Annotated in this window: 9 protein-coding genes; 6 read left to right on the top strand and 3 right to left on the bottom strand. The window is 40.0% G+C overall.

Annotated features, from left to right (window positions below; genetic code table 11):
- Window positions 1-7 precede the first annotated feature (7 nt).
- Both HMPREF9144_RS10030 and HMPREF9144_RS10025 read right to left on the bottom strand, forming a co-directional pair.
- Entirely contained in the window at window positions 8-3352 is a 3345-nt protein-coding gene (locus HMPREF9144_RS10030) for a UvrD-helicase domain-containing protein (protein ID WP_006045922.1), read from the bottom strand.
- A gap of 463 nt (window positions 3353-3815) precedes the next feature.
- Window positions 3816-5921 carry a prolyl oligopeptidase family serine peptidase gene (locus tag HMPREF9144_RS10025; RefSeq protein ID WP_006045921.1) on the bottom strand — a complete coding sequence of 702 codons (2106 nt, stop codon included), beginning with the start codon at window positions 5919-5921 and terminating at the stop codon, window positions 3816-3818.
- Between the two features lie 154 nt (window positions 5922-6075).
- On the opposite strand from HMPREF9144_RS10025, the gene HMPREF9144_RS10020 reads away from it, so the two are divergent.
- On the top strand, window positions 6076-6765 hold the full coding sequence (locus tag HMPREF9144_RS10020; protein WP_006045920.1) for a four helix bundle suffix domain-containing protein: 690 nt from the start codon (window positions 6076-6078) through the stop codon (window positions 6763-6765).
- A 162-nt stretch (window positions 6766-6927) separates the two neighbouring features.
- Here HMPREF9144_RS10020 and HMPREF9144_RS10015 read toward each other — a convergent pair whose 3' ends face one another.
- Complete coding sequence (locus HMPREF9144_RS10015; protein ID WP_174262621.1) at window positions 6928-7887, bottom strand: bifunctional methionine sulfoxide reductase B/A protein; 960 nt, start codon at window positions 7885-7887, stop codon at window positions 6928-6930.
- Between the two features lie 512 nt (window positions 7888-8399).
- On the opposite strand from HMPREF9144_RS10015, the gene HMPREF9144_RS10010 reads away from it, so the two are divergent.
- From HMPREF9144_RS10010 to HMPREF9144_RS09990, 5 genes are all read left to right on the top strand, one after another.
- The gene (locus HMPREF9144_RS10010; RefSeq protein ID WP_146739267.1) at window positions 8400-8585 is read left to right on the top strand and encodes a hypothetical protein; all 186 of its coding nucleotides are present in this window, start codon (window positions 8400-8402) and stop codon (window positions 8583-8585) included.
- Between the two features lie 1240 nt (window positions 8586-9825).
- Window positions 9826-10467, top strand: coding sequence for a hypothetical protein (locus HMPREF9144_RS10005; RefSeq protein ID WP_006045915.1), 642 nt, complete (start codon window positions 9826-9828; stop codon window positions 10465-10467).
- The gene (locus tag HMPREF9144_RS10000; protein WP_006045914.1) at window positions 10464-11165 is read left to right on the top strand and encodes a hypothetical protein; all 702 of its coding nucleotides are present in this window, start codon (window positions 10464-10466) and stop codon (window positions 11163-11165) included. Before HMPREF9144_RS10005 ends, HMPREF9144_RS10000 begins: the two co-directional genes overlap by 4 nt.
- Window positions 11166-11283: 118 nt before the next feature.
- On the top strand, window positions 11284-12555 hold the full coding sequence (locus tag HMPREF9144_RS09995) for a TolC family protein (RefSeq protein WP_006045913.1): 1272 nt from the start codon (window positions 11284-11286) through the stop codon (window positions 12553-12555).
- A 17-nt stretch (window positions 12556-12572) separates the two neighbouring features.
- Window positions 12573-13589 (top strand): HlyD family secretion protein, encoded by a 1017-nt coding sequence (locus HMPREF9144_RS09990; protein ID WP_006045912.1) that lies wholly within the window; start codon window positions 12573-12575, stop codon window positions 13587-13589.
- Window positions 13590-13610: the final 21 nt, after the last annotated feature.

The following is a 13610-nucleotide window of genomic DNA, read 5'->3' as shown; positions in this document are numbered from 1 at the left end:
TTTAAGGTTAGATATTCACTTCCACTACGTTGTTTTTTACTACATACCACAGGTATCCTGACACCTTTTTATGCCCCATACGAATAAGAATTTCCATATATTGTTGCACTTGTTTCTTATATTCTTCGCGTTCTTTTCCGAACTTAAAGTCTACCACAACAAACTCTTTTCCATCGGTCATTACCCTATCTGGGCGATGTTCTTCCATCTCGTTGGTATCTTTATTATACTCTAATATGGTGCATTCGTTATATAGTTGCCACCTTTTAGAGAACCATTCTTGCACCTGTGGGTTGGTTATGGCATCTTCAATACGGGTGCGCAGCTGTGCCGAAGTTATCTCGTCGTTGTATATTATGCCCTGTTGTTCCAATTCGTTGAGCCGTGCTGGAATGTCGGCAGTGGTATAAATGGTTGAAAAAAGTTGGTGTAACACATTACCAATCTTTATATATCGTGTTCTGTCAGAAGGGTCTACGTCTTCTCCTTTCACAAATTCTATACTCTTATTGCTCTGTTTAAAGGTTGCCGCTTGTGGGTATGTGGCAATGCTAACAATGTGTTTGTCGGGTTTAATAAGGAACGGATTGTCCGCCGCAGCATGTTCTTTCTCGTGCGTTTCGGGGACTAATGTGCCATATTCGAAATGTATTTCGCTACCAATATCGTCGGGAAAGCTAAGCGAACTGCCTTGTAATTGTTCGCTAACCTGCCTTAATGCCAATTCAATAGCATAGGAACGGTTTCCTGGTGGAGTGCCTTTTGCGATGTTATCGAGTGTTGTTTTGCCTTGACGCAAGCCGAAAACGAACAAGTTTTTCGATGCTCTTGTGAACGCAACGTATAGTAAATTCAGGTTGTCTACTATGTTTTGGAAGTGTTCTTCCTTGTAATCGTCTTCGAAAACCGTGCCTATCAGCTTGTCTCTGCTAAAGTCTATGGGCAGCAAAGGTAGCTTATTGTAGGGAGCTGGCTTGTTTTTTGTTTCGCACCAGAGTGTTCCTTTCTTTTCCATTTCCCAGTTACAGAAAGGTATTATGACGTTATCGAACTCTAAACCTTTACTTTTATGAATGGTCATAATGCGTATTCCTTCTATCTCATCGCTCTGTATTGTCTTCGAAGAGAGGCTGTTTTCCCATTCGTTTATAAAGTCATCGATGTCTGCTGTGTGGTCTTTCAGAAAGTCGTTTAGGGTGTCGTAGAGTGTACAAATGTACGAACTTTGCCCTTCTAACTGGTCTAAGCCGAACAACATAAATAGTTTATCCACTAAATCTACAATGGGAAGACCCAACAAAAGTTCTCTGTTTGCTACGTATTCTGGTGGCAATTGGCTGTTTAATTTAGCCATTTGCTGTTCTGTAGCCAGTTTTCTACGTTCCTTTTTGTCTATATTTTTAGTGTCAATATTGTTGTTTTCATTGATAGAAACCAGTAAATCGGTGTCGGTTAATGGCTTTTTTAGCACTTCCTGATTGTAGAGTTTCACCAGTTTTCCCCGTGTTAATACATCGTCTGGGTGGGTAAGTAGGTGCATAGCACTCACTATAATGTTTACCGATAGCGATGCATCTAAGCGAAAAGCCTCGTCTGAAACGATGTTAATTTCGTTGCCAAAGCTTTGCAAAAGTGCGTTTACTATGTCTTGAATATTGCTTTTAGACCGCACCAGAATGGCTATTTTACTTTGGTTTTTACCACCATATCCATTGTTAAACAGTTCTTTTATGGTTTCTATAAGCTCTTCTAACACAGCTTCTTTCATACTTTTGCTTGGATAAAGACTTATTTTTACGAATCCATTTTCGGTAGTTTTATGTGTTTTTTGTGCCACATCTTCGTATGCTTTCTGCACTATTTTGGCTTTTTCGGCATCGTCTTGCGCTACTTCTTTGGTAGTATTAGCAACACATTGTTCCCAAAAGGCGTTATTAAAGTCTATTATTCGTTTTTCGGAACGATAGTTATAATCGAGCGTTTCCAGTCTTATTTTTTGGTGAGCAAAGCTCTTTTCAATGTTGTTTAGTATGCCCCAATCGCCTTGTCGCCACCTATACACGCTTTGTTTTATATCGCCTACTATTAGGTTTTGCGACAATTCTTGTGCCATACAGTTGGCTAACAGCACCTGAAAGTTCTGCCATTGTATGGTGCTGGTGTCCTGAAACTCGTCTATCATTACGTGTTTTAGACGTGCACCAATACGTTCAAATATGAAAGGAGTGTCGCTATCTGCAATTAATTCTTTAAGCAATGCTTGTGTATTGCTAAGCATAAAGCGGTTAGTATCCTTTGTTAAGTTGTCCACAGCATCGGCTATGGCGTGCAAAAGTCGTAGTTCTGAGAGGTGCGAAAGGGTGAGTTGAATAGACTGAAACTCGTTCCAATTGTCGTTATTGTAGGCAATTAGTTCGCTAAGTTGTGCCGAAAGCACTTCTGCAGCCAGTGTTTGTATTTGTTGTTTGTCGGCTTTTGCACATTTAGAACTGGTCCAGTTCTGTGGCGATTCGTTGGCTTTTAGCACACCAGCTTTAAGTGGTTTGTTAGTAAGCGGTGCTATTGCGCTATCTGTTAAATACTTATACAGTCCGCTACGATAGTTAGAAGGTATGTCCAAATTGGCATTTTTTATTTCGTTTAGAATGCTTCTTGCTTTACTGTTGAATGTTTTTCGAATGTCGTTTCTACGTTTTCTCAAAGTAGTTTCGTAGACTTTAAAGTCGTCGGCATTGCTAAGTTGTTCTTTTAAGTTGGCTTCGTGTGCTTTATAAAAGTCTTTAAAAATGTTTGTTCCAAAGGTTTTTATCTTTCCAATAATATTCCAACCGTTGTCGTCTTCTATACTATTGTTTATGTAAGTGCTTATCCACTGTAGCACAGGTTGCCCTTTTTCCAGGCTTTCTATCATTTGGTCTACAGCCTTTTCGGTAATTTCCTCGTTGTTAAGGTCTACTCTCAGGTTGGCTGTTTGCCCCAATTCGTGTGCCAAATTGCGCAAAACTTGTTGGAAGAAAGCATCTATGGTGAGTATTCGGAAGTTGTTATAGCGATGAATAAGCAAGGTTAGGGCTGCCCGTGCATTGTTTCTTATCACGGCATCGGGCATATTTGTTTTTTCTTTTACCTTATTAAAATACTGTTGCGACGACTGTAACGAGTTGGCAATGCCGTATAGTTGTGAGAGTATACGCATCTTCATTTCTTGCGTTGCCTTGTTTGTGAAGGTTACAGCAAGTATGTGTTGATAGTTTTCGGGGTCTTTCACCAACAGCGAAATGTATTCTACGGCAAGCGTAAATGTTTTTCCTGAGCCTGCCGAAGCCCTATAAACAGTGAGATGTTCTTCCATTATGCCTTTGCAATTTACGTTTAAGTTGTAAAGGTAAGTATAAAAAACGAAATACACAAACCTTATTATTGGTTATGCACACTATTGTGTAACGAAAACAAGAACCATACTTTCGAATTACAAAAACCATACTTTTGCAATGTAAAAACCCCCTTTTTGCACGCCAAAAACCATACTTTTGCAATGCAAAAACCATACTTTTGAATGGCGATTATGTAACATACAGATAATGAACACGTTGCGAACGTTCCGTGAATACATTTCAAACAGTTTGCGAATGCGTGGCGAATACGTATACGCGGGCACGATAAATATGCCCCTACGGCTGCGAACGGACTGCCAATAATGCTACTGACGGATTGCCAATAACACAATATTAAAAAACAAAACCCACCTTTTTGCGAAACAAAAAGGTGGGTTCTAATTTTAAATGGGTTATATTTAGCTAACCTATTTAATGCTTTTATTTAAACTTCATACCTAAGTTCCACATTATAAAGCTATAAATGTCGGCTTGCTCTTCCAGTTGTTTAGCCAGTGGTTTGCCACTTCCGTGCCCTGCTTTACTATCAATACGAATAAGAACAGGTGCTGTTCCGCCTTGGCATTCCTGCAAAGTTGCAGCAAATTTAAACGAGTGTGCAGGCACAACACGGTCGTCGTGGTCGGCTGTTGTTACGAGTGTTGCAGGATAGCTTACACCTTTCTTCAGGTTATGGAGGGGCGAATAAGCACGCAAATAGTCGAACATAGCTTTGCTATCCTCGCTTGTTCCATAGTCGGGAGCCCAATTCCAGCCTATAGTAAACTTGTGATAGCGCAGCATATCCATAACTCCCACTTGCGGTATGCACACTTTGAAGAGGTCGGGACGCTGTGTCATACATGCACCTACCAGCAAACCGCCGTTGCTTCCCCCCATTATGGCGATGTGTTCTTTACTTGTAAAGTGGTTAGAAACGAGCCATTCGGCAGCCGAAATAAAGTCGTCGAACACGTTTTGCTTCTGCATTTTCGTACCAGCAACGTGCCATTCTTCTCCATATTCGCTTCCTCCGCGTAGGTTTACCTGTACATATACACCGCCATTCTCAAGGAATGGTATGCGCATAGACGAGAAATTGGGCGATAAAGATACATTAAAGCCACCATATCCGTATATCAACACTGGGTTCTTTCCGTTTCGTTTTAGTCCTTTTCGGTAGGTTAAAAACATTGGAACACGTGTTCCGTCTTTGCTATTAAAGAACACTTGCTCTGTGGTATATTGGTTAAGGCTGAACTTAACCTTAGGTTCGGTGTAAACAGAACTCTTGTTTTGTGCCATGTCGTACTGGTAAATGGCACCTGGAACGGTGAACGATGCAAAGCTATAGAAGCATTCTTTTTGTCCACGTTCGCCACTAAAGCTCGCCCGTCCTACGGTTGGAAGCTTTATTTCGTTAAGTTCTTTGCCATCTAAAGAGTAAACATAAAGGTGTGTAGATGCATCTTTGCTATAGCTAAGCACCAGTTTATCGGCGGCGAATTGTGCATTTTCGAGCACGTTTTTGGTTTCTCCTACAAGTTCTTTCCAGTCTTTAAAGCCTGGTTTATGCACGTTTGCCACCATTATTCTACCCTTTGGTGCGCCATCGTTAGTAAGCAAATAAATGTTATCGCCTACTGTTCCAATGGGATTATACTGCAAATCCATATTGGAAGTCATCTGTATAAACTGCGAATTAGGTACTCGTAGGTCGCGCACATATAGGTTCATGCCAGAGCCTGCCCCACTTTCGTAGAGAAACATAATGGTTTCTTCTTTGTTCAGCGATACCGAATAGAAGCGTAAAGGTTGGGTTGGATTTTGGTAAAACAACACATCTTGACTTTGTGGCGTACCTATTTTGTGGTAGTAAATCTTGTGTATTTCGTTCTTTGAGCTATACTCTTTGCCCTTTTCAGGTGCATCGTAGGCACTGTAATAGAAGCCATTTCCACACCATTTTGCACCTCCGAACTTAGCCCATTCTATGTGGTCGGATAGCAATTTGCCCGTTGCTACGTCCTTAACGTATATTTCTTGCCAGTCGCTACCACTGCGCGAGATTACGTAAGCCATGTATTTTCCATCTTTAGAGAAGCTTATATCTTGCAAAGCAACGGTACCATCGGTACTTAATTTGTTGGGATCGAGAAACTCATGGAGTGTTCCTCCCAGTTCGTTCATTTGGTAAAGAACACTCTGATTCTGTAGTCCGTTGTTCTTAAACACATACCATTTGCCGTTGTTTTCGAAGGGAGCGCTCACCTTTTCATAGTCTGCTACCTCCTTTAAACGCTGCAAAAGCTTTGCGCGGAATGGTATTTTAGCCAAGTATTCGTTGGTTACTTTGTTCTCAGCAGCCACCCATTCGGCTGTTTCTTTACTTCTATCGGCTTCCAAAGGACGGAAGGGGTCGGGTATTTTCACACCAAAGTAGGTGTCTACTGTACCATCTTTTGGTGCTTTAGGGTAATTAATGTTTTGTGCAACCATTGTTGTTGTTGTCAGTGTAAGTACCGACAGTGCTACGAAATGTTTCATTTTGTATAATAGGTTTATGTTATTTCGATGACTCGAATGGCACAAAGATACTAAGAAAATTCCTATTCTGAACAGCTATTGCCAAACTTTTGACATACAGTTTCGCCGTACAAACTTTAATAACTACCTTTGCAGAACACATGTTACAAGTACTATGAACAGACAAAAAGATGAGACACAACCTTCGAAGGAAGGCATTTTGCGGCAGAGCGTCCCTTACACTGAACTGTTTTTCTACCAAAAGGCAGATGCCATATACCGGCTGACTTACATTTTTTGTCAGCGTTTTCTGCCCAAATATGGCGACCGCACAGTAGACCAAATGGTACAGGCAGCCCGTTCGGGTAAGCAAAATATCGTGGAAGGAATAGAAGATGGCAACACATCAACGGAGATGGAGCTTAAGCTTCTCAATGTTTCGCGCAGCTCATTGCAGGAGTTACGCGAAGACTACAACGACTTTTTGCACACGCGTGGTCTTGCTTGCTGGACATCGAAACACCATCGTTACGATGCAATGCTTGGCTTTTGCAAGCATCATAACAAGGCAGAAGATTATCTTTCGTATGCCAACAGGTGGACGGCAGAGGAGTTTTGCAACACGTTGCTCACACTTTGCCACATCACAGATAAGATGATGTGCAACTATCTTGCCCGTTTGGAGAAGCAATTTGTAGAGCAAGGCGGCATCAAAGAACGCATGCACGCTGCCCGTACAGGCTACAGAAAGGAACAAGACGAGCTGTTAAAAAGGCTACAAACAGAGAACATACAGCTGAAAGAAGATGTTAAGAGGTTGCAAGCGGAAGTGAAAAGGCTACAAGAAAGGTTGGCGCAGCGGTAGCGCAACGCCCCTTGGAGCTTGTAGGGATAGTAGGAATGCTAGTTTTTCTAGTACTCCTAGGGGTTCTAGTAGCCCTAGGAGCTCTAGTTTTTCTAGTACTCCTAGGGTTCCTAGGAATACTAGGAACCCTAGGAAAGCTTATGCCCATAAGAAAGCTAACCCCTACTTCTCCCTCGCCTTCCTTGCATATTCGAACAGCGAAGAGGGCAAATGGCAATACCCCGTAGGGTTTTTGTCGAGATAATCTTGGTGGTAATCTTCTGCCGAATAGAAGTTTTTCAGGGGCAGGAGTTCCACTTCGAGCGGCACAGAGTATTTGCGTTCTTCGGCATCGAACACCTTTTTAATAACAGCACGGTCGGTTGGGTCGGTATAATACACACCTGTTCTGTATTGCGAACCACGGTCGTTGCCCTGCTTGTTGTAACTTGTGGGGTCTATAGAAGCAAAGTATAGCTTTACAAGAAATGCTAACGACACCACCGTAGGGTCGTATTTAATGTGCACAGCTTCGGCAAAACCAGTGCCATCGGTACACACTTGCTCGTAAGTTGGGTGGTTTGTGTGTCCGTTAGCATAGCCCACTTCTGTCCATAGCACTCCTTTTATTTGCTTAATATAGTGTTCTGTGCCCCAGAAACAGCCTCCTGCAACATAAAGTTCCTTCTCTTTTCTTACCCATTTGGTATACTCTCCGTAGCCTTCTTCCTCCATTTTGTTGAGCGGAATAAAGCGCAACGATGCACTGTTTATACAATAACGCTGTCCACCTTGTGCGGTTGGACCATCGTTAAACACGTGTCCAAGATGAGCATTTCCCGTTAAACTTCTCACTTCAGTACGTTGCATACCATGCGAATTGTCGGCTTTTTCTACCAAAAGACGCTTGTCTATGGGTTTAGAAAAGGCAGGCCAACCACACCCAGAGTCGTATTTGTCGGCAGAAGAGAATAGCGGTTCGCCCGTAGTAACATCTACATAGATGCCCGGACGAAACTCTTTGTCGTACTGGTTGGTATATGGTTGTTCTGTTGCAGCATGTTGTGTAACGGCATATTGCTCGGGTGTGAGCTGGCGACGTAGTGTTTCGTCGTCAGGACGAGTGAATGTTTTTGTTGTCATTTTCGTTGTTTTTATTTGTGTGTTGCCACGTTCGTTGGTGGCTATTCGTGGACTATTACTGCACGATGTTACTACTGAAGCAGCAAGCAAAAGACAGAGTGTGAACAGAAGACAGTCCTCTCTAACTGCAGAAAAAATGTTTTTAAACTTGCATTGGCGTAGCAAAAACGTTGCTGGTGCGGTGGTTCTACTTTGTGTCATTGGTGCATTTGTCTTTTTGTTTTACGTTTGCTAAATTATAAAAAAGTATTTATTTGGTTTTACTCCTTTGATTTTATTTAACTAAAATAATTACAAACAGGGTGTTTATGGCTATTTTTTACCCATTTATAATATATTTTTACCTTTCTATTGAGTTTGTTTGCATGTGTAAAAATATATTTATAACTTTGCGAAAGTAATGTTAGAAATAGCATAAATAGTCGTAAAATCAAAATAAAATGGTTGGATTGGCAATGCCAAACAGCCGTTTCAATAAGTTTAATTTAGTATTTTTATTTAATCAATTAGTTATGAAGAAGAAAGCATACATTACCCCTATCACCACCATTACGCCCTTGCCGTATATGGAAGCTATGCTCGATAGTAGCGAAAGCATAGGCGATGAATCGTTAGGAACACCTGTTTACATGATGCCCAACAACCCTTTTAGGAAACCGGAGCGGAAAAAACACGGTGGGAATACCGCTAAAAAGTAACCACAAAAAACAATGGAAGTTGTGCAGAAACCAACAAAGCAGGTTGCCAACTTCTAATAAAGGCTCAACAGAACTACGGTTTTGCTGAACCTCTTTTTATGGAAAAGAAGAACGCTAAATAGGCTAAGAAAACAAAGCTAAGCTGTTTTGATGACACTTATAGGTATATTTAGATTTTCGGAAAAAGCAAAATAAAAAACAAAAACATAGGCGTTTTATTTGGCGTTTTAAACGAAAATGGATATATTTGCACAGAAATATGCTTTTACTAAGCAAATTGATTTTTATTAGAATGCCTATATGGCATTTCTCCAAATACCACAAATAAAAGCCGCGATGGCAGAAAGAAGTGGTTATTTAATAGTTAATAACACTACCATCTAGCGTTTTGGTAGATTTAGGTTTTTAGTTATTAGGAACTAAATTTATATTGTTATTATATGCATTTGCTAACTATTTAAGTATTTAATGAATGCATTATAAGAAGAATTTAGTATGGATCGGGAGATTAATATGAATTTATTAACAATAAAATTTACAGATTATTTAGAAAAGAAATATAGGTTGGCTGTGAGGCTAGCCTATTTTTTATTTATAAGCAGTCTTACTTTATTTTACCCATAAAACCATTTTCTGTTGCCCACAATATACACGATACATTTTAAATAGAAAACACCCTGTATTACAAAAACCCCCTTTTTGCATTGCAAAAACCATACTTTTGGCGTGCAAAAACCATACTTTTGCAATGCAAAAAGGGGGTTTTTGTTTTTCAAACACTGGGTAGGCTGTTTTATATGTGTATATATAGTAGGCTAAAAGCCATAGTATCAGGCTGAAAGAGCACCGTTTTCTGTTTGTTTATAGATAGCCATTGCCACCTTTTGCAGCTGCAAAGCCGTTGGCAGATGTAGGGGCTTGTGCATTGGTTTCGTGTACCTTTATTCTACGGCTTACTTGTTTTGCAACGCAACTATATATATAGGTGTAAATAATATTGATGAAATCAGAACAAAAAAGTTTTTCTATGGTTTTACAAAAAATACCTTTATAAAGATGCGTAGATATTCGGATATTTTGTGTAAGTTTGCAAACAGAGTTGTAACAGATGGCATCTGCCGATGTTAAACCACACCAGTTGCTCTTGCTGTTTGGTTTAACTCAACTGTCAAACACAACTTTTGCAAACAAAAAAATTGCATTTAAACAGAAAGAAAGAGAGTGAAAAAAGAATAAAACTATGAATACTACATTAACAATAATAACCTTTGCAGCGGCTGTATATGGGCTTGTAATGGGCATAATTATGGCATTCAGCATACGTCCGCAGTTGCTTCATCAAGAAAAGCTATATATTAGCCATAACAAAATTACTGGTTTCACTCAGCTTTACGCACTGGCTATGATGGTTTCTTTTGCAACTGTAACCCTATTTAATAATATATTTTCGTTCATAGGTCCCATTTGTATTGTTGGCTTTATACTGGTTATGAATATTGTTTTGATAAAAACCATACAGCGAAAACGGCAATGGTTACGTAAAAATCCTAACTATGCAACACTAACTTTCAAGGTTGGAGGTAGTTTTCTTGTACCTAATATACCTATGATTGTGTCGGTAGACGAAGATGAATATGCCTTAGACACCGTTTGTTGGATAGGAAAGAAATGTTTAATAACAGCTGGAACACATCGCATTAAGTTTAAGTTAGAAAAGCGTCTTCCTAAAAGATACAACAACAGAGTTCAACTTCTTAAACAATATATAGAGGCAGATTTCCAACCAGGAAACATATATTGCGTTGAAGAAGATATACCAAACGAGCATCTTACCTTACATTCTATATATAAAGAAGTGGTAGACCAAAAACAAAAAGTATGATAAACACCATTTTAAACATACCTCTTTTCTCGCCCATAACAACTGTAGATTATGTTTCTTGGCTATTTTTCATTTGTTTTTTCTATGCTATTGTAGGCTTATTTTTCCTGCGTTCGAAGTTTAGACATCAGGAAAATAGAAAAAAATTAATATACATTCTTGTTCTCGGAGAATGTGTTCTTATTGGCGCATCGCTCGTTTCGGCATACTGTGCAAATAGTTCTTTTAAAATAGGCATATACACATTGCCCTTTGTTCTTATAGTTTCTTTCATTGCAGGAAACATTGCCATTGTTAGATATATAGTGAAAACACAACGCTGGATAAACGCTAATAAGGGCTATGCAACACTGTTGTTCAAAGAAGAATGGTTTGTTAGAGAGATACACAGAATAGTTATTTTAGAAATAGATGGTGTACCCTATGGTAAAGGACTTATATATTGGGCTATGAACAAATGCCTTATTGCACCGGGCAAACACCAGATAAAACTGGCTGTAAAGGTGTTAGACAGCTATAAAAGTAAGCCTAAAACAAAAGAATACACCCAAGACGTGCTCTTAAATATGGCACCAATGGGTAAATATATTATAGAAGAAGACAGAGAAAAACAGTGTTTAAATGTGCGTTCGCTATTCAAAGTAGTTACCAATAGCACCGAAGTGGCACACAAAAGTGGCTCAACTCCACCCACATAAGCACCGCACAACATTGCAGTTTAGGGTTGCTTGCCATTGGAAATATGCACTACCTTTGCACCATAAAGCCACATTTACATTCGCTTAAACAACAAAACATAAGCATAAACAAACATAAATGAGAACCAAATTCATAGTTGCAATATTGCTAATATTAGCCTCTACCACCACAGCACAAACGTTAGAAGAGTGCCAAAAGGCGGCTGAAAAGAACTATCCGCTTATTAAACAATATGGTTTAATAGCACAAACCACCGAGCTAACTGTCAGTAACATACAGAAAGAATGGCTACCTAAAATAGCCGTCTCGGCTCAAGCCACCTATCAAAGCAATGTTGTGGCATGGCCAGAACGTATACAAAGCATCTACCAACAAATGGGTTTAGCCATGAAAGGACTGAAAAAAGACCAATATAAAATGGCTATAGACTTGCAACAAACACTTTACGACGGTGGAACAATAGCCAGTAAACAAGCCATTGCACGGCAAGAAGCAAAGGTACAAGAGGCTGAAAACCAAACAAAACTATACCAAGTGCACCACCGTGTTAATGAAATGTACTTTGCATTGCTACTTCTAAACGAACAAATAAAGCTGAACAACAATGTAAAAAGCCTACTCTTAGCGAGCGAAAACAAACTTGCTGCTATGGTAAAAAGTGGAACTGCTGCCACAAGCGACCTTGACAACGTTAAGGCAGAACGGCTTAGTGCAGAACAACAATACACAAGTTTAAAAGCCGAACAACAAATGTTGCAACACATTCTAACCACTTTTTGTGGCATAAAAGTGGAAAACGTGCAAAAACCAACGCCAGTTTCGACAGACACATTAACCAACAACAGACCCGAATTGCAGCTTTTCAACAGTAAGTTAAAACTATCCGAAGCACAAGAAAAGGCATTAAACACACGTCTACACCCCACTTTGACTCTATTTGCACAAGGCTATTACGGCTATCCGGGTATGAATATGTTTAACGATATGATAGACCACAAATGGCGACTTAACGGCATTGTGGGTGTAAAACTATCGTGGAACGTGGGCGCTCTCTACACACGCAAGAACGATAAGGCACGTTTAAGGTTGCAACGCGAACTAATAGAGAATGAACGTAAGGTGTTTTTATTTAACAATAGTATGGAACAAATTCGGCAAAATAGCAACATAAACCGCTTTAAAACAATGATGCAGACCGACAAAGAAATAATTGCACTGCGCACAAATGTAAGAAAAGCAGCCGAATCGAAGCTACTTCACGGCATAATAGACGTAAATAGCTTGTTGCGAGAAATAAACAACGAGAATGCAGCAAAGGTACAATGGGCTATTCACGAGATAGATATGCTGAAAGAAATGTATAACCTAAAATATACCAACAACCAATAAATAACCACACAACAGATATGAAAAAGACTATATTCTTGGCACTTACAACACTTATAATAGCAGCGTGCGGAAAGCAAGAAAAGGACTACGATGCAACAGGAACGTTCGAAGCAACAGAGGTTACTATATCTGCCGAATCGTCAGGACAGCTTATTAGCCTCAACATTAACGAGGGAGATTTGCTAAACAGTGGGGTTACAGTGGGGCAAATAGATAGCCAGCAGTTGGTTTTAAAGCGACAACAGTTGGCAACAAACACGCAACAACTTAACGCTACCCATAGTCAGCTCGATGCAAACAAGCGACAACTGGCTGCAAACAAACTGGCTATGGCAAGAAAACAGCTGGATTTAAAAAAGCAAGTGGCTACCATTCAACAACAAATAGCCAACCAACTGCACGAGAAACAACGCTTTTCTGAACTCCTTAGAGATGGTGCTGTGCCACGAAAACAGGTAGACGACATTGACTATCAGATAGAAGTGCTACGCAAACAGCTGGTTGCAACCGAAGAACAAATAGCAAGTCAGAACGCAGCATTGGCAGAACAAAACAAAGGAATAGCCGCTCAGATAGAGGGAATAAGCTCTCAACAAGCAGGCGTAACGGCACAACAAGCAGGCGTTCGCAGCCAACAAGCACAGATAGACAACCAAATTGCACACACCTTTGTGAGGGTTCCACTTACTGGAACTGTGCTCGAGAAGTATGTAGAACAGGGCGAATTTGTATCGGTAGGTAAACCTTTGTTTAAAATTGCCAACACTAAAAATATGTACATTCGGGCTTATATAACCTCTAAACAGCTGAAAAACGTTAGAATAGGTCAGCATGTTACGGTGTTAGCAGACTATGGTAAAGGTGAGAAAAAGAAGTATTCGGGAGTTGTTACATGGATTTCGAGCCAATCAGAATTTACTCCTAAAACCATTGTAACCGACGATGAACGAGCCGATTTGGTGTATCCTATAAAGGTAAAGTTCCTAAACGATGGCTACGCAAAGATAGGAATGTACGGCGAAATAAAGTTTTAAATATAGCAAAAATGCTAAACA

It is taken from the genome of Prevotella pallens ATCC 700821, from assembly GCF_000220255.1.
Lineage (GTDB): Bacteria > Bacteroidota > Bacteroidia > Bacteroidales > Bacteroidaceae > Prevotella > Prevotella pallens.
The sequence above is the reverse complement of the archived record's forward strand: the minus strand, read 5'-3'. Positions and strand labels throughout refer to the sequence as shown.